Here is a 17,037-nt window from a genome sequence, read left to right on the forward strand (position 1 = left end):
ACGGCGCGCGAGCGCCCAGACCCAACCCAAAAAGGAACGCCGATGAAAGTACTGATCGTTTTGACCTCGCACGAGGACCTCGGCAACACGGGCAAGAAAACGGGCTTCTGGCTCGAGGAATTCGCCGCGCCGTACTACGCGCTGCGCGACGCCGGCGCCGAACTTACGCTCGCATCGCCCAAGGGTGGCCAGCCTCCGCTCGATCCGAAGAGCAGCGACCCTTCCGCCCAAACCGATGCGACGCGGCGTTTCGCATCCGATACCGAAGCGCAAACGGCGCTTGCCAATACGAAACGTCTCGCCGATATCGACGCGAGCACGTTCGACGCCGTGTTCTACCCGGGCGGCCACGGCCCGCTCTGGGACCTCGCCGAAGATCCCGTTTCGATCGCGCTGATCGAAAAGACCATCGCGGCGGGCAAGCCCGTCGCTGCCGTTTGCCACGCGCCCGGCGTGCTGCGCCATGTGAAGGGCGCGGACGGCAAGCCGCTCGTGGCCGGCAAGTCGGTCACCGGTTTTTCGAACGACGAAGAAGCGGCGGTGCAGTTGACCGACGTCGTGCCGTTCCTCGTCGAGGACATGCTGAAGGCGAACGGCGGCCAGTACTCGAAGGCCGCCGACTGGCAGCCGCACATCGCAACCGACGGGCTGCTCATCACGGGCCAGAACCCGGCTTCGTCTGAACCGGTTGCCGAGGCCTTGCTCGCGGCGCTGCGTCACGGTTGATGTTTCGCGAACGCGTCCGACTTTCTACGGGCGCGTTCTCTTCCCACTATTTCCTTTTGGCAACGCTGCGAGCCGCGCTCGCAGCGCGCGTCTGACTGCGCGTTGCCGTAAGGAAATCCCTATTTTTGCCAACCGGCACAGGCGCCGCGCGAGGCGCGACCTGTGCCACGAAAGGAGCTGTAGATGTCCGCATTGTTCGAACCGTTCAAGCTCAAGGGTGTGTCCCTGCGCAACCGCATCGCAGTGCCGCCGATGTGCCAGTACATGGCCGTCGATGGCGTGGTCAACGACTGGCACCACGTCCACTACGCGCAGATCGCGCGCGGCGGCGCGGGCCTCGTGATCGTCGAGGCGACGGCGGTTTCGCCCGAAGGCCGCATCACGCCGGCTTGCACGGGCCTGTGGAACGACACGCAGATGGAGGCGTTCAAGCCCACCGTCGCCGCGATCAAGGCGGCGGGCGCCGTACCCGGCATTCAGATTGCGCACGCGGGCCGCAAGGCGAGCGCGAACCGTCCGTGGGAAGGCGACGACCACATTACCGAAGGCGACGCGCGCGGCTGGCAGACCATCGCGCCGTCGGCGACGCCGTTCGGCGCGCATCTGCCGAAGGTGCCGAAGGCGATGACGATCGACGACATTGCACGCGTGCGCGAGGACTTCGTCGCCGCGGCGAAACGTGCGCTCGAAGCCGGCTTCGAATGGCTCGAACTGCACTTTGCGCACGGCTATCTCGCCCAGAGCTTCTTCTCGACACACTCGAACCATCGCGACGACGCCTATGGCGGCAGCCTCGAAAACCGCAGCCGTTTCCTGCTGGAAACGCTGGCCGCGGTGCGCAAGGTCTGGCCCGAGCATCTGCCGCTAACGGCCCGCTTTGGCGTGATCGAGTACGATGGCCGCGACGAGGAAACACTCGCCGAATCGATCGAACTCGCCAAGGGTTTCAAACGCGAAGGGCTCGACATGCTGGGCGTGAGCGTCGGTTTCTCGACGCCCGCCGCGCAGATTCCGTGGGCGCCCGCGTTCCTCGCGCCGATCGCGCAAAAAGTGCGCCGTGCAAGCGGTCTGCCGGTGTCGTCGGCATGGGGTATCGGCACGCCGGAACTGGCCGAGGGCACGGTGGCGAAGGAGCAGCTCGACCTCGTGATGGTCGGGCGCGCGCATCTCGCGAATCCGCACTGGCCGTATTTCGCTGCCCAGCAACTTGGTGTCGAGCGCGCCGCGTGGACCTTGCCCGCGCCGTACGCACACTGGCTCGAGCGCTACAAGGCCTGAACGCCATCGAATCTGCCTGAGTTTGCCGACCCGCAAAACCGTTGAAGATGAGGAAATGCCGATGACCGTCTATCTGTTTGCGAGCATCACGCCCAAGCCCGAGCATGTCGCCGAAGTGGAAGCGCTCATGCGCGACATGGTTTCGCATACGCGCAAGGAGCCGGGCAATTTGCGCTACGACCTGCTGCGCCGCGCCGATGGCGCACCGGGCTTTTACCTCTACGAAACGTATGTCGACGAAGCCGCGGTGCAGGCGCATCGCGATAGCGCGCACTTCGTGGCGTATCGCGCGAAGATCGCTGCGTGGGTGACAGAGCCGCCCGAGGTGAAGTTGCTGAAGGGCGTGGACGTCGCGGACTGAGGCCGCGCTTTTCGCCGCATTCCGCTAACGCGCAGGACATCGCTTTGCAGCGATGTCCTGCGCGTTTTTCATTGAGCCGCCGCGCGCGGGTTAGCCCGCCATATCGAGCACGACTCGGCCTTCGATCGCGCCGCGCTCCATGCGCGCGAACACGTCGTTGATGTTTTCGAGCTTGTCGGTGGACACGGTCGCCTTGACCTTGCCTTCCTGCGCGAACATCAGCGACTCTTCGAGGTCGAGACGCGTGCCGACAATCGAGCCGCGCACCGTCACGCCGCCTAGCACCATGTCGAAGATCGGCAGCGGGAAGTCGCCGGGCGGCAGGCCGTTCAGCGACACCGTGCCGCCGCGGCGCACCATGCCGAGGGCCTGCGAAAACGCAATGGGCGAGACCGCGGTGACGAGCACGCCGTGCGCGCCGCCAATTTCCTTCTTCAGATACGCAGCGGGATCGGTGGTTTTCGCGTTGACCGTCACGGTCGCGCCGAGGCGTTTCGCCAGTTCGAGTTTTGTATCGTCGACATCGACGGCCGCGACGTTGAGTCCCATCGCCCGCGCATATTGCACGGCCATGTGGCCGAGGCCGCCCACGCCGGAAATCACGACCCAGTTGCCAGGGCGCGTGTCCGTCACTTTCAGACCCTTGTAGACCGTGACGCCCGCGCAGAGCACCGGTGCGATTTCGATGAAGTCGATATTTTTCGGCAGCAGGCCCACGTAATTCGCGTTGGCCTTCGCGTATTGAGCGAAGCCGCCATTGACTGAATAGCCGGTGTTCTGCTGCTGTTCGCAAAGCGTTTCCCAACCGCCCAGGCAATGTTCGCAATGGCCGCATGCCGAGTAGAGCCACGGAATGCCGACGCGATCGCCTTCCTTCACATGCGCGACGCCCGCGCCCACACCCACGACATAGCCCACACCCTCGTGGCCGGGAATGAACGGCGGCTGCGGCTTGACGGGCCAGTCGCCGTGCGCGGCGTGCAGGTCCGTGTGGCACACGCCGCACGCTTCGATTTTCACGAGCAACTCGCCGGGTCCCGGCGTGGGGACAGCCACTTCCTCCAGCACGAGGGGTTTGCCAAATGCGCGGACTACCGCGGCTTGCATCGTCTTGCTCATCGTCGGCCTCCTGTCGAAGCTGAGTGGCGGCGCGCGGCCGAATGCGTTGCGCATTGCGGTGCCACCGTGCGTTCGCCTGCCTTTCAAGTTTGAAGGAAAGGTTTTTCGCGTGCGATGAATGTGCTCAATAGTCGGTAATAAAGAGGAAGAGAAGTTTTCGAAAGAAACTGCCGTTAATATTGGGTAAGGTTTGGTAACGACATCGTTGCACGAATTCAGTGAGCCCGATGCAGAACGACTCCCTCTACGAGCGCGCCAGTGCGAGCCATTTCGACGGCGACCTGCCGCGCGCGCGTCAGTTGTACACGCAACTGCTTGAAGCCGATGCAACACACGCGGGTGCGATGTTTCGCCTCGGTGTGATCGGCTTGCAGGAAGGCGCGCCGGCCGATGCGATCGGCTGGTTGCAGCGCGCGCTCGCCATCGAGCCCGGTCAGCCGCGCTATCGCGAAGCGTTGGGGCAGGCCTATGCCATGGCCGCACGTCACGCCGAAGCGGCGGAGATCTATCTTGGCCTGCTGGCCGACGACGCTTCATCCGCCGATCTCTGGTGCGGGCTGGGTTCGGCATTGCAGGCGCACGGCGCGCTCGCGGAGGCAGCCGAGGCGTGGCGCGCGGCGCTCGAGCGCGAGGCGAACCGGGCCGACGCCTGGAACAATCTCGGCAATTGCCTGCGTCTGCTCGGCGATTCCGGCGAAGCCCAGGCGGCCTATCGTCACGCGCTCGCCTTGCAGCCGGGCGATGCCAACGCGTTGACGAACCTCGGCACGCTGCTGCAGGAGGCGGGGCGCAACGAGGAAGCGCTCGAAAGCTTGCGCGCCGCGCTCGTGGCCGCACTCGACACTGCAGTCGCGATGATCAACCTCGGCGTTCTGCTGACCCGCCTGGAGCGTCTGGACGAAGCCTTGCCCTTGCTCGAACGCGCGGTGGCCGTCGAGCCGCATCTCGCGCATGCGGCCTACAACTACGGCGTCGCGCTTCAGGCGTGCGGGCGTCTGCGCGACGCCGAAGCGCAATATCGCCGCGCGCTCGCGCTCGAACCGGCGCATGCGGAAGCGGCCAACAACCTGGGCAATGTCTACCGCGATCTCGGCGAATATCAGGCGGCGCGCGAAGCGTACGAGATGGCCATCCACGCACGGCCGGATTTCGTCGATGCGTTCAACAACGCCGCCAACCTGATGCGCACGCTCGGCGGCCTCGACGAGGCGCAAGCGCTATTGCGCCAGGCCCTCGCCCTCGATCCATCGCGCTCGGCCACGCTCAACAATCTCGGCAATGTGCTCAAGGACAGCGGGGGTCTGGACGAAGGTATCGCATGCTTTCGCCGGGCCGTGGCGAGCGAGCCCGGCAACCTCATCGCGCACAGCAATCTTCTGTACGCGTTGTCGTTTCAGGCCGAAGATTCGGTGGTGATTCTCGACGAGGCGAGACGTTGGTCCGCGCAGCACGAAGCGCCTTTTCATGCCGAGCGCTCGCGCGCTCGAGTCGAGCCTGCGGCGGGAAGGCGATTGCGCATCGGCTACGTATCGGGCGACTTTCGTGAGCATTGCCAGGCATTGTTCATGACGCCGCTTTTCGCCCATCACGACCGCGCGCGCTTCGAGATTCACGCGTATTCGAGCGTCGTGAGGCCCGATGCGACGACCGCACGCTTCGCCGAGCATGTCGACAAGTGGCACGACGTGCGTACGTTGAGCGACGCGGCGCTGGCGGACCAGATCCGCGCGGATGGCATTGATATCCTCGTCGATCTAACGATGCACATGTCCGATGGTCGGCCCCTGCTGTTCGCGCGCAAGCCTGCGCCAGTGCAGGTCGCCTGGCTCGCGTATCCCGGCACGACCGGAATCGGCGCGATGGACTGGCGGCTCACCGATCCCTGGCTCGATCCGCCTGCGCACGACACGCAGTACAGCGAAAAATCGTGGCGCTTGCCGCACACATTCTGGTGTTATGACCCGCTTGCTTCGGAGCCCGAAGTGAATGTGCTGCCGGCATCGAGCGCGGGACACGTCACGTTCGGCAGCCTGAACAATCCTTGCAAACTGACGGATACGACGCTGAATCTTTGGGCTCGCGTAATCGCCCGCTTGCCTGCGGCGCGCCTCGTGCTGATGGCCGCGGAGGGCAACGCGCAGCGCCGTCTCGCGCAACGGCTTGCACAGGCCGGCATCGATCCGGCGCGCGTGCGCTTCTTGCCGTTCAGGCCGCGCGCGGATTATCTGCGCAGCTATCACGAGATCGATGTCGGGCTCGACACGTTGCCGTACAACGGCCATACCACGTCGCTCGATGCGCTGTGGATGGGCGTGCCGGTCGTCACGCGCATCGGGCCGACGGTGGCGGGGCGCGCGGGCTTGAGCCAGCTGGCGAACCTCGGCCTTGCCGAACTGGCCGCCGATTCCGACGACGCCTTCGTGGAGACGGCGGTGAGTCTTGCGAACGACTTGCCGTGCCTCGCGAATCTGCGCGCCACGCTGCGCAAGCGCATGGCCGGCTCGCCGCTGATGGATGGCGAGCGTTTCGCGCGCGGCGTCGAGGCGGCGTACGAAGGCATGTGGCGCGCCGCGCCGCAATAGGGCGATCTGGCGCGTAAATCCGGGGCAAATGGCGGTGAAGACTCAGCCAAACGGCCATCCAGCGTGCTGTATAAATATACAGTAGAATCCTAGCCTGACAGCCAGGGCTGCGCGCCGTTTTTCCGCGCGCGCCGCGCTGCAAGTTGCCGGGCCGCGCCGCGCCTTTGCCCCAATTCGCGCGCCGCCCGGCCCCACGCGTGTGATCCCAGCCGGAATGCCAGCGCAAGTGAGCGATAACCGATCCATCCGAATCCGTGGTGCCCGCCAGCACAACCTCAAGAACCTCGACCTCGACCTGCACACCGGTGAAATGACGGTCGTCACCGGGCCTTCGGGCTCGGGCAAATCGAGCCTCGTCTTCGACACGCTTTATGCCGAAGGCCAGCGCCGCTACGTCGAAACGTTCAGCGCCTACGCGCGCCAGTTCCTCGACCGCATGGACCGGCCGCAGGTCGATCGCGTGGACGGCGTGCCGCCCGCCATCGCCATCGACCAGACCAACCCTGTGCGCAGTTCGCGCTCCACGGTCGGCACGATGACGGAGCTGAACGACCACCTGAAGCTGCTCTACGCGCGCGCCGCGAATCTGTTCGACCGCGTCACGGCGCAGCCCGTGCGGCACGACACGCCTGAGACCATCTACGCCGAACTGATGGCGCGCACGGCGGCGGGCGATCCGCGTCTCGTGGTCACGTTCCCGGTCGAACTGCCCGACACGACTACCGAGGAAGAAGTCGCGCAGTGGCTCTCCGCGAGCGGCTATACGCGCGTGCAGGCACAGCGCGAAGTGAAGACCGCCGAAGGCACGCGCAAGCTGCTCGACGTGGTCGCCGACCGTTTCCGCATGCAGAACGTGGAAAAGAGCCGCGCGATCGAGGCGATCGAGGCATCGCTCAAGCGCGGCAGCGGGCGCGTCAACATTTACGTGCTGGAGAGCGGCGATGCAGAGGCAGCGGCCGAGCCGCAGATCTGGCGCTTCTCGACCGGCCTGCATTGCCCGGACAGCGATCTGCGCTATGCCGATCCGCAACCCGCGCTGTTCTCGTTCAACTCGGCCTATGGTGCCTGCGAGGCGTGCCGCGGTTTTGGCCGCGTAATCGGCGTGGACTGGGGCCTCGTGATCCCCGACGAGCGCAAGACGCTGCGCGGCGGCGCGATCAAGCCGCTGCAAACGCCCGCGTGGAAGGAATGCCAGGACGATCTGATGCGCTATGCCGCGAAAGCCGGCATTCCGCGCGATACGGTATGGTCGGAGCTCACGCAGGCGCAGCGCGACTGGGTCATCAACGGCGCGCCGGACTGGAAGGGAAGCTGGCAAACGCAGTGGTACGGCGTGAAGCGCTTCTTCCAGTATCTGGAGTCGAAGGCCTATAAGATGCACATTCGCGTGCTGCTGTCGAAGTACCGCAGCTACACGCCGTGCGAAACCTGCGGCGGCGCGCGCCTGAAAACCGAGGCCTTGCAGTGGCGTCTCGGCACGCAGCAGAACGCGGACGAAGTGCTCGCGCCATCGGGGCGCTTCCTGCCGCACGGCGTGGACTGGACGCGCGCGCAGCTCGAAGCGCTGCCGGGCCTCACCGTGCACGACGTGATGCTGCTGCCGATCGAGCGCATTCGCCGCTTCTTCGACAATCTTTCGCTTTCCTCATCATTGCTCGACGACGCGCTCAAGCTGCTGCTCGAGGAAGTGCGTACGCGCCTGAAGTATCTCTGCGACGTGGGCCTCGGTTATCTCACGCTCGACCGCCAAAGCCGCACGCTTTCGGGCGGCGAAGTGCAGCGCATCAACCTGACTACGGCGCTCGGCACCTCGCTCACGAAAACGCTGTTCGTGCTCGACGAGCCGAGCATCGGCCTGCATCCGCGCGACCTCAACCGCATCGTCGAGGCGATGCAGCGTCTGCGCGATGCGGGCAACACGCTCGTCGTGGTCGAGCACGATCCTTCCGTGATGCTCGCGGCCGATCGTCTCATCGACATGGGCCCTGGCCCCGGCGAGCGCGGTGGCACGATCGTCTATGACGGCACGCCGAACGATATCCGCTCATCGGGCACCCTGACGGGCGAGTACCTGGGCGGCCACCGCGCCGTTGCCGACGCTTCGCACTGGGAGCGTCGCCCGGTCGATGCGTCCACGCCGAACCTTCTGCTCGAAGGCGCGAGCGAGCACAATCTGCGCGACGTGACCGTGCAGATTCCGCTGCAGCGCCTCGTTTGCGTGACGGGCGTTTCGGGTTCGGGCAAGTCGACGTTGGTGCAGGACGTGCTGTATCCCGCGCTCGCGCGCCATCTAGGCAAGGCGACCGAAGCGCCGGGCACGTTCCGCAAGCTGAGCGGCGCGGAGCAAATCACCGACGCCGTGTTCGTCGACCAGTCGCCGATCGGCAAGACGGCGCGCTCGAATCCGGCCAGCTATGTGGGCGCGTTCGACGAGATCCGCAAGCTGTTCGCCAAGGCGACGCTCGCGAAGCAGCGCGGCTATACGGCGGGCATGTTCAGCTTCAACTCGGGCGAAGGCCGCTGCCCGACTTGCGGCGGCTCGGGCTTCGAGCACATCGAAATGCAGTTCCTGAGCGATGTGTACTTGCGTTGCCCCGATTGCGACGGCAGCCGTTATCGTCCGGAAGTGCTCGAAGTGAAGATCGAGCGCGCAGGCCGCACGCTTTCGGTGGCGGACGTGCTCGACCTCACGGTGAGCGAAGCGGTGCAATGCTTCGCTCAGGATGCCGAAGTATTGCGCGTGCTTCAGCCTATCGTGGACGTGGGCCTCGAATACGTGAAGCTCGGCCAGCCGGTGCCCACGCTCTCGGGCGGCGAGGCGCAGCGCCTGAAGCTCGCGGGCTATCTTGCGGAAACCGCGCAGTCGCGCGGCAAGGAAACGGGCGGCCGCCTCTTCATGTTCGACGAGCCGACCACGGGCCTGCATTTCGACGACATCGCCAAGCTGATGCGCGCGTTCGGCAAGCTGCTCGCGGGCGGTCATTCGCTGCTCGTGATCGAACACAACCTCGATGTGATCCGTGCCGCCGACTGGCTGATCGACCTCGGCCCAGAAGGCGGCGACGCGGGCGGCGAAGTGGTGTGCGTCGGTACGCCCGAAGACGTGATCGCATGCCCGCGCTCGCATACTGGCGCGGCGCTCGAACGCTACGAAGCGGCGCTGGGCAGCGGCGTCGAGCTGATGGCCGAAGAAGAGGGCGTGGCGCTGCAAACCAGGTTGCGCGCCGCGCAGGCACGCCGCGAAGTGCAGGGCGAGAACGTGGTGCGCATCGTGAATGCGCGCGAGCACAACCTCAAGGCACTCGACGTCGATATTCCGCACGGCCGCTTCAACGTCATCACGGGCGTGTCGGGCTCGGGCAAGTCCACGCTCGCGTTCGACATCCTCTTTCACGAAGGCCAGCGGCGCTACCTCGAATCGCTCAATGCGTATGCGCGTTCGATCGTGCAGCCAGCGGGCCGTCCGGAAGTCGATGCCGTGTATGGCATTCCGCCGACCGTCGCGATCGAGCAGCGTCTTTCGCGCGGCGGGCGCAAGAGCACGGTCGCCACGACCTCGGAGGTCTGGCACTTCCTGCGTCTGCTCTACGTGAAACTCGGCGTGCAGCACTGCGTGCATGACGGCACGCCCGTTACGTCGCAGAGCGTCGATGCGATCGTCGCGCAACTGCTGCGCGAACATCGCGGGCAGCACGTTGGTTTGCTCGCACCGCTCGTCGTCAATCGCAAGGGCGTGTACACCGATCTCGCGAAGTGGGCGAAGGCGCGCGGCAATACGCATCTGCGTGTGGACGGCGAATTCGTGCCGGTTGCGCCGTGGCCCAAGCTCGACCGCTTCCGCGAACATACGATCGAGTTGCCCGTGGGCGACCTCGTGATCGAGCCTGAAAACGAGGCGCAATTGCGCGCGATGCTCGCTACGACGCTCGAAGCGGGCAAGGGCATCGTGCACTTGCTCGCGCCGCTCGACGGCCTCGATCATGCGATTGGCAACGGCGGCTCGACGGCGAGCATCGGTGCAGTGAAGGTGCTGTCCACGCGGCGCGCGTGCCCGGTGTGCGGCACGAGCTATCCCGAACTCGATCCGCGCATGTTCTCGTACAACAGCAAGCACGGCTGGTGCACGACCTGCGTGGGCACGGGGCTCGCGCTCACGCGCGAGCAGCGCGCCGCCTACGACGACACGATCGTCGCCGAAGACGGCCGTGGCCGCGAGCAAACCTTGCCTTCGGAAGAGCAGGAACCCGACGGCATGGTCGACGAGCCGTGCCACGATTGCGGCGGCACGCGCCTGAATCCCGAGGCGCGCGCCGTGACGTTCGATGCTCACGCGATCGTCGACGTCGCGCAATGGACCGTGGCGGACACGCGCCGCTGGATCGATGCGCTCAAGCTCAACGGCCGCGACGCGCAGATCGCGCGCGACGTGGTGAGCGAAATCCGCAGCCGTCTGCAGTTCCTGGAGGAAGTGGGGCTCGGCTATCTGAGCCTCGATCGCGCCGCGCCGAGCCTTTCGGGTGGCGAGGCGCAGCGCATTCGACTCGCCGCGCAACTGGGCAGCAACCTGCAGGGCGTGTGCTACGTGCTCGACGAGCCGACCATCGGTCTGCATCCGCGCGACAACCAGATCCTGCTGAACGCGCTGCGCAACCTCGGCGAGAAGGGCAACACGCTCGTCGTGGTCGAGCACGATGAGGACACGATCCGGCGCGCCGATCACATCATCGACATCGGCCCGAGCGCGGGCAAACGCGGCGGCCGCGTGGTCGCGCAGGGCAGTGTCGCCGATCTCGCGGCGCAGGCCGACTCGCTCACGGGCCGCTATCTCGCGCAGCCGATCCAGCACCCGCTGCAGCCGCGCCGCGAAGTGCGTCCTGCACGCGCGGGGCGCGAGGCGGTGCCGGGCCAATGGCTCACCGTGCATGGCGGCAAGCTGCACAACCTGCGCAATGTGACCGCGCAGATTCCGCTTGGTCGCCTCGTGGCGATTACGGGCGTGAGCGGTTCCGGCAAGTCCACGCTCGCGCGCGACGTGCTGCTTTCCAATCTGCTCGACGCCGTGGGGCGGTCGGTACTGTCTTCGCCCGCCGAGCGCCGCGCGCGCAAGGCGGTGAAGGAGAAGGCGCCGAGCGCGTCGGAGCGCCGGTCGAGCGTGCTCGCGCGCACAAGCGCCAAGCCGAAGCTCGAGGTTTCGCATACGTGGCAGGGCTGCGATTCGATTAGCGGCTGGGAAAGCATCGACCGCGTGCTCGAAGTCGACCAGACGCCGATCGGAAAAACGCCGCGCTCGTGCCCCGCGACCTATATCGGCGTGTGGGACGCGATTCGCCGCCTTTTCGCCGATACGCTCGAGGCGCGCGCCCGCGGCTATAGCGCGTCGCGTTTCTCGTTCAACACCGGCGACGGACGCTGCCCCGCGTGCGAAGGCCAGGGCGTGCGCACGATCGGCATGAGCTTCCTGCCCGATGTGAAGGTGCCGTGCGACGTGTGCCACGGCCAGCGCTTCAATCCGGAAACGCTGGCCGTGACGTGGCGCGGCCGGAACATCGGCGAAGTGCTGACGATGGAAATCGACGAGGCGGTCGAGTTCTTCGGGGCGATCACGAGTATTTCGCATCCGCTGCAGCTCATGAAGGACGTGGGTCTCGGCTACCTCACGCTCGGCCAGCCTTCGCCCACGCTCTCGGGCGGCGAGGCGCAGCGCATCAAGCTCGTGACCGAGCTTTCCAAGGTGCGCGACGACATCACGCGCCGCGGGCAGAAGGCGCCGCACACGCTCTATGTGCTCGACGAACCCACGGTGGGCCTGCACATGGCCGACGTGGCGCGACTCATCAGCGTGTTGCACCGGCTCGCGGACGCAGGGCATAGCGTTGTCGTGATCGAGCACGATCTCGACGTGATCGCCGAAGCCGACTGGATCATCGACCTTGGGCCGGAGGGCGGCGTGGGCGGCGGCACCATCGTCGCCGCGGCCGATCCCGAAGCGCTCGCGAAGGTGCGCGCGAGCCATACGGGTGCGGCGCTCGCGCCCGTGCTGTCACGCGGCCAGGGCGACGCGAACCAGGCCGAAAGGAAACCTGCACCAGAGCGGCGCGCGACGGGCGCAGCGGGGTCGCGCTAAAAGTACGGAGCGGGCCGCAGAGGCCCGCTCCGCCTTGAAACCGCTTGATCTGTGCCGCGAGCGCAAGGTATCATGGGCTCCGCTTGCAGCAAACGTTCGCTCACCTGTAGCGGCGTCATCTGAGAGCGGAGCAGCGGACTGCAGATCCCCTCCGAACCGGTCACGGGCTCCACACCTGGGCCACCTCATCAGTGCAGCAAGGCTTCGCAGTCTGTTCGCGAAGCCTTTGTCTTTTCAGGGAAGACGATTCTTTTGCCGATCGGAGTATCGGTGCCTTGCCCTTGACGAAGCGAGAGGAATTAATCGATGTTCGACCTCGATGGAGAGGCGCGCGAACGGCTCATCGTGTGGATTCGACGCCGCATGGAAGAGTACGGCATTACGTTCGAAGAGCTTGAAGCGTCTATTGCCGAAAGCGAAAAAATACCCAAGTACCGCGACGCATACGGGAATACGTGGAATGGCGAGGGCGATATGCCGGCCTGGCTGTTGCGCTATAAGCACGCGGGACAGGATATCGAGCATTTTCGCTGCTAGCCGCCATGGTGCGCGAGTGTGTGTGAAGGCGCGCCGGTGTTGCCGTTCGACCGCCAGACCGTTCGCGGCGCATGCCGCAAAGCCCGCGCATTGGCGCGGTGCCTGGTATTATTCAGCATAGTTTTAAAATACCTTTCGGCGCGAGCCCGGTTTTAATTGCGCCTCGTAATGGGCCGCGCCAATGATTTACGCCTTGTTTTTTGGGCGTCATTTGCGTGTGCATAATTAGTCAGGTTTTTTGAAATCGCCGGTTGGCCGCGCGATCAACCTGCGCGACAATCTCGCCCATTCCGAACTTGCTGCGGCAGGGAGGTAGTCATGGCGATACTCGTGCTGGGCCTCGTGATTTTCATTGGTGTCCATTCGATCCGCATCGTGGCAGGGCCTTGGCGCGCCGCGCAAATCGAACGCCTCGGCCCGCGTGCCTGGCGAGGTGCGTTCGCGTTGCTCTCCATTCTGGGCTTCGTACTGATCGTCTATGGGTACGGCCTGTCGCGCCGCTACCCGGTGCCCATCTGGCTGCCACCGTTCTGGATGGCGCATGTCACGGCGCTCCTCACCGCCATTGCCTTCATCATGATCGTCGCGGCCTATGTGCCGGGTAATCACTTCAAGCGCGCGCTTGGCCAACCCTTCGTGAGCGGCGTCGCGCTTTGGGCGTTCGCGCATCTGCTCGCCAACGGCACGCTCAACGACATCATTCTGTTCGCGGTTTTCCTCGTCTGGGCGTTGTTCGAGCTTCGGGGCGAGAACCGGCGCGATCGCGAGGCCGGGGTCGTCTATCCAGCGGGGCAGGTTTCGCGCGATGCGATCGTCGTCGTGGTCGGCCTCGTGGCCTGGGCCGTGTTTGCCTTCTGGCTGCACGGCCTGCTGATTGGCGTGCGACCGCTCGGCTGAGCACGCCGGAAAAAAGAAGCCTGCGCATGGCAGGCTTCACAAGGTACAGCTCGGAGTTCCGCGATCAGATCGCAGCGGCACGATCATAGGGCCAGTTCATGAAAGGCATGTGAAAGTCCGCACGACTCGGCTCGCGTAACCGTTCACGCATTACAGATCGAAGAACACCGTTTCCTGTTCGCCCTGCATGCGGATGTCGAACGTGTAGACGATGCTCCCGGCCTGCTCGCTGCGGCGTGCGACGAGCGTGTCGCGGCGCGCTGCGGGCACGGCTGAGAGCACCGGGTCCTGCGCGTTCGCGGCGGCTTCGTCTTCGAAGTAAATGCGCGTGAAGGTGTGCGTGAGCATCCCGCGCATCATCACCATCACATTCAGGTGCGGTGCTTCGCCTGCGTTCTCGCTGCCCGGCTTCACCGTGCGCACGATGAAGCGGTGCTGCGGGTCGGTGCCGGTGCCCACTCGGGCAAAGCCGCGGAAGCCGTTTTGCGCGATTTCCTCGCGCGAGGCCGGATAGCGGCCGTTCGAATCGACTTGCGTGAACTCGAGCATCGCGTCGAACACGGGGTTGCCGTCGCCGTCGATCACGCGGCCGATCAGCGTGATGTGCTCGCCCGGCGTTTCATGGCCGACGACGTCGGCGGTGAACAGGCTCTTATAGTCGAAGTCGTATTGCTGCGGGCAAAGGCCGTAGGCGAAGTACGGGCCGACCGTTTGCGAAGGCGTTTCCTTGAGTGCCATGGTTTAACGCTCCGTAGGGGTTTGGTTCGGGCCGCGCAGCACGATGTCGAATTCGTAGCCGAGTGCGAAGCCTTCTTCGGTGGTGTCGAGCGAGAAGCGCGAGATCATGCGCTCGCGTGCGTCCTCGGGCGTGCCCTGATAGATCGGGTCGAACGCGAGCAGCGGGTCGCCGGGGAAATACATCTGCGTGACGAGACGCGAGCCGAAGTAATCGCCGAACAGCGAGAAGTGGATGTGATTCGGACGCCACGCGTTCGGGTGATTGCCCCAGGGATACGCGCCCGGCTTGATCGTGAGGAAACGATAGCGGCCGTCGTTGTCCGTGATCGCGCGGCCCGCGCCGAGGAAGTTGGGGTCGAGCGGCGCGTCGTGCTGGTCCTGCTTGTGGACATAGCGGCCGGCGGCGTTCGCTTGCCAGATTTCCACGAGCGTGTTGCGCACCGGCTTGCCGCCGTCGTCGAGCACGCGACCCGTCACGATGATGCGCTCGCCAAGCGGCGCGCCGTTCTTCGCCGCGTTGCGCGTGAGGTCGTGATCGAGCGCGCCGAGATCGTCGGTGCCGTACACGGGTGCGTGCTGGTTGCGCAGCTTTTCTTTCAGCGGAATGAGCGGGAGCGTGGGGCCGCGTTTAACCGACGAACGGTACGGCGGATAAACATACGCGGGATGCGAGTCGAAGTCGCGCGGCGACAGGATGGACTCGGCCATGGGGCGTCTCCTGGGGTGGATTATTGGGGGAAGGGCTCGTCGCCGGCAGCGGTTGACGGTGCGAGCCGATGCAGCCACTTTATCCAAAGCGAAAAGTTATGCAAAATGATGTTTTTTCGCATCTCGTATAACCAACCGTTATGCAAAACCGGCTCGCGGACGGACGCGTCAAATTCCGCCATCTACAGTGCTTCCTGGCCGTGGCCCAGATGGGCAGCGTGCAGCAGGCCGCCGAGAGTCTTTCGGTCACGCAGCCCGCGGTGTCGAAGACGATCGCCGAGCTGGAACTGGTGCTGGGCGTGAAGCTGTTCGAGCGCGGACGCCACGGCGCGGTGCCCACGCGCGAGGGGCAGCTTTTCATGCCGCACGCGAGCGCCTGCGTGAGCGCGCTGCGCCAGGGCGTGGCTTTGCTCGCGCGCGACGAAGGCGCGGTGGCCGCGACGCTCGATATCGGCGTGCTGCCCACGGTGGCGACGGCGTTGCTGCCCGGCGCGTTGCATCACTTCGGCGAGGAATGGCCGCGCGTGAGCGTGCGCCTCGTGACGGGGGCCAACACGGAGCTGCTCGATCGCCTGAAGACCGGGGCGATCAGCTTCGCGGTGGGGCGCCTCGCCGACCCCGAGCGCATGGTGGGCTTGAGCTTCGAGCAGTTGTACAACGAGCCGCTCGCCGTGGTGGTGCGCGCGGGGCATGCGCTTGCGCAGGGGGCGGGGCTGCCTGCGCAGCTTGTGTCGTATCCCCTTGTCCTGCCGCCGTTTGGCACGTTGATCCGCCAGGCGGCAGACAGCCTGCTCGCGGCTTGGGGCGCGCCGCCGCTGTCGGCGTTCGTCGAGTTGCTTTCGGTTTCGGTGGGGCGCGCACTCGCGCTCCAGAATGACGCGGTGTGGTTCGTGCCCGCAGGCGCCGTTGAGTACGACCTTCGGCGAGGCACGCTAGTGCGGTTGCCGTTGCCTTCTGCGGGCGGCGAAGAGCCGGTGGGGCTGATTCAGCGCACCGATACGCAGCCCACGCCTGCCGGTCGCGCGCTGATCGAGGCCGTGCGGCGTGCGGCGCGCGAGCGTGAAGCGCTGCCGGATGGCGCCGCCGCGCCACGGAAACGGCGTGCGCGTGCCGCGGCTGCTTCCGCCGACAAGCGTTCGCCCAGCGCGAAGGGTTGAGGCGTCACTTTCCGGCAGGCCCCAGGCCGCGCTATCGATTCAGCCGGCCGTGAGCTTTGCCTTGGCGCGCGACTTCGACGCAGCCGCCGGTTCCGGCGCGACGCCGGGCAAGCGCGCGCTCGTGGCCATCCACAGCACTTCGGCATCTTCCTCGCTCGTCGAAATGGCTGCGTGGCCGGTGCGGCTGTCAAAGTAGAGGCTGTCGCCGGCTTCGAGGCAGGTGGGCGCGTAAAGCTCCGAATACAGGCACACGCTGCCGCTGATCACATAGAGAAACTCCTCGCCCTCGTGGCGGCCCCAGTCGTCGAACGCGTCGAGCGAATGCGCGGTGATGCGGATGCGAAACGGCAGCATGGCCTTGTGCGCGAGATCGGTGGCGAGCAATTCCATTTGATAGCCGCGATAGGCGTGGCGCTGGCCCGCACCGTTGCGCGTGAGCGCGCGGCGGCCGCCGGCATTGAGCTTGGGCGGGGTGCCGAACAGCTCGGCCAGATCGATCCTGAGCCCGCCGACGATCTTTTGCAGCACGTCGAAGGTTGGCGACATCAGACCGTTTTCGACTTTCGACAAGGTCGAGCGCGACACGCCGCACAGGCGGCTGGCCGTATCGAGCGTCAGGTCCTGAGCGACGCGCGCGGCGCGCACGCGGCGGCCGAGGTCGGTGGTCGCCGTGCTGGCGGATGGGGTGAGCGTGGAGTCCATGGGCTACGTTCAAAGGCTGGCGAAAAGCCCTGGTGGGGCCGCGCGGTGTCTTACCGATCATATCAAACGCTTGCGCGCGCGAAAGCCTGGTCAAACGGCTGGGCAGGG

General features: G+C 65.7%; 12 protein-coding genes. 8 read left to right on the plus strand and 4 right to left on the minus strand.

What is annotated here, in order from left to right; genetic code table 11:
• The first annotated feature begins 42 nt into the window (after window positions 1–42).
• From VSR72_RS26290 to VSR72_RS26300, 3 genes are all read left to right on the plus strand, one after another.
• Window positions 43–726 (plus strand): type 1 glutamine amidotransferase domain-containing protein, encoded by a 684-nt coding sequence (locus VSR72_RS26290; RefSeq protein ID WP_342955274.1) that lies wholly within the window; start codon window positions 43–45, stop codon window positions 724–726.
• Window positions 727–909: 183 nt separating this feature from the next.
• Window positions 910–2,004, plus strand: coding sequence for an NADH:flavin oxidoreductase/NADH oxidase (locus VSR72_RS26295; RefSeq protein ID WP_342955275.1), 1,095 nt, complete (start codon window positions 910–912; stop codon window positions 2,002–2,004).
• A gap of 61 nt (window positions 2,005–2,065) precedes the next feature.
• Window positions 2,066–2,365: a putative quinol monooxygenase gene (locus VSR72_RS26300; protein WP_342955276.1), complete on the plus strand. Its 300-nt coding sequence runs from the start codon at window positions 2,066–2,068 to the stop codon at window positions 2,363–2,365.
• 90 nt (window positions 2,366–2,455) lie between these two features.
• Here the strand turns inward: VSR72_RS26300 and adhP are convergent, their stop codons facing one another.
• Window positions 2,456–3,484, minus strand: coding sequence for an alcohol dehydrogenase AdhP (gene adhP / locus VSR72_RS26305; RefSeq protein WP_342955277.1), 1,029 nt, complete (start codon window positions 3,482–3,484; stop codon window positions 2,456–2,458).
• Window positions 3,485–3,711: 227 nt separating this feature from the next.
• On the opposite strand from adhP, the gene VSR72_RS26310 reads away from it, so the two are divergent.
• From VSR72_RS26310 to VSR72_RS26325, 4 genes are all read left to right on the plus strand, one after another.
• Window positions 3,712–6,066 carry a tetratricopeptide repeat protein gene (locus VSR72_RS26310; protein ID WP_342955278.1) on the plus strand — a complete coding sequence of 785 codons (2,355 nt, stop codon included), beginning with the start codon at window positions 3,712–3,714 and terminating at the stop codon, window positions 6,064–6,066.
• A gap of 226 nt (window positions 6,067–6,292) precedes the next feature.
• Window positions 6,293–12,190, plus strand: a complete 5,898-nt coding sequence (uvrA, locus tag VSR72_RS26315) for an excinuclease ABC subunit UvrA (protein WP_342955279.1) — start codon at window positions 6,293–6,295, stop codon at window positions 12,188–12,190.
• 306 nt (window positions 12,191–12,496) lie between these two features.
• Window positions 12,497–12,727, plus strand: coding sequence for an H-NS histone family protein (locus VSR72_RS26320; RefSeq protein ID WP_254315634.1), 231 nt, complete (start codon window positions 12,497–12,499; stop codon window positions 12,725–12,727).
• Window positions 12,728–13,045: 318 nt separating this feature from the next.
• Window positions 13,046–13,624 (plus strand): NnrU family protein, encoded by a 579-nt coding sequence (locus VSR72_RS26325; protein ID WP_342955280.1) that lies wholly within the window; start codon window positions 13,046–13,048, stop codon window positions 13,622–13,624.
• Window positions 13,625–13,774: 150 nt separating this feature from the next.
• On the opposite strand, the gene pcaG is transcribed toward VSR72_RS26325, so the two are convergent.
• A complete protein-coding gene (pcaG, locus tag VSR72_RS26330; RefSeq protein WP_342955281.1) occupies window positions 13,775–14,362 on the minus strand; it encodes a protocatechuate 3,4-dioxygenase subunit alpha in 588 nt (195 codons plus the stop codon).
• Window positions 14,363–14,365: 3 nt separating this feature from the next.
• Window positions 14,366–15,070: a protocatechuate 3,4-dioxygenase subunit beta gene (pcaH, locus tag VSR72_RS26335; protein WP_342955282.1), complete on the minus strand. Its 705-nt coding sequence runs from the start codon at window positions 15,068–15,070 to the stop codon at window positions 14,366–14,368.
• Window positions 15,071–15,210: 140 nt separating this feature from the next.
• On the opposite strand from pcaH, the gene pcaQ reads away from it, so the two are divergent.
• The gene (gene pcaQ / locus VSR72_RS26340; protein ID WP_342955283.1) at window positions 15,211–16,227 is read left to right on the plus strand and encodes a pca operon transcription factor PcaQ; all 1,017 of its coding nucleotides are present in this window, start codon (window positions 15,211–15,213) and stop codon (window positions 16,225–16,227) included.
• Between the two features lie 39 nt (window positions 16,228–16,266).
• On the opposite strand, the gene VSR72_RS26345 is transcribed toward pcaQ, so the two are convergent.
• Entirely contained in the window at window positions 16,267–16,929 is a 663-nt protein-coding gene (locus VSR72_RS26345; RefSeq protein ID WP_342955284.1) for an XRE family transcriptional regulator, read from the minus strand.
• Window positions 16,930–17,037 lie beyond the last annotated feature (108 nt).

This window comes from Paraburkholderia sp. JHI869, from assembly GCF_038900775.1.
In the GTDB taxonomy this organism is placed as follows: Bacteria; Pseudomonadota; Gammaproteobacteria; order Burkholderiales; family Burkholderiaceae; genus Paraburkholderia.

Bases quoted from the DNA above. Each gene is read 5' to 3' on its own strand.
- VSR72_RS26290 (WP_342955274.1), top strand. From the start codon at position 43: ATGAAAGTACTGATCGTTTTGACCTCGCACGAGGACCTCGGCAACACG.
- VSR72_RS26295 (WP_342955275.1), top strand. From the start codon at position 910: ATGTCCGCATTGTTCGAACCGTTCAAGCTCAAGGGTGTGTCCCTGCGC.
- VSR72_RS26300 (WP_342955276.1), top strand. From the start codon at position 2,066: ATGACCGTCTATCTGTTTGCGAGCATCACGCCCAAGCCCGAGCATGTC.
- adhP (WP_342955277.1), bottom strand. From the start codon at position 3,484: ATGAGCAAGACGATGCAAGCCGCGGTAGTCCGCGCATTTGGCAAACCC.
- VSR72_RS26310 (WP_342955278.1), top strand. From the start codon at position 3,712: ATGCAGAACGACTCCCTCTACGAGCGCGCCAGTGCGAGCCATTTCGAC.
- VSR72_RS26320 (WP_254315634.1), top strand. From the start codon at position 12,497: ATGTTCGACCTCGATGGAGAGGCGCGCGAACGGCTCATCGTGTGGATT.
- VSR72_RS26325 (WP_342955280.1), top strand. From the start codon at position 13,046: ATGGCGATACTCGTGCTGGGCCTCGTGATTTTCATTGGTGTCCATTCG.
- pcaG (WP_342955281.1), bottom strand. From the start codon at position 14,362: ATGGCACTCAAGGAAACGCCTTCGCAAACGGTCGGCCCGTACTTCGCC.
- pcaH (WP_342955282.1), bottom strand. From the start codon at position 15,070: ATGGCCGAGTCCATCCTGTCGCCGCGCGACTTCGACTCGCATCCCGCG.
- pcaQ (WP_342955283.1), top strand. From the start codon at position 15,211: ATGCAAAACCGGCTCGCGGACGGACGCGTCAAATTCCGCCATCTACAG.
- VSR72_RS26345 (WP_342955284.1), bottom strand. From the start codon at position 16,929: ATGGACTCCACGCTCACCCCATCCGCCAGCACGGCGACCACCGACCTC.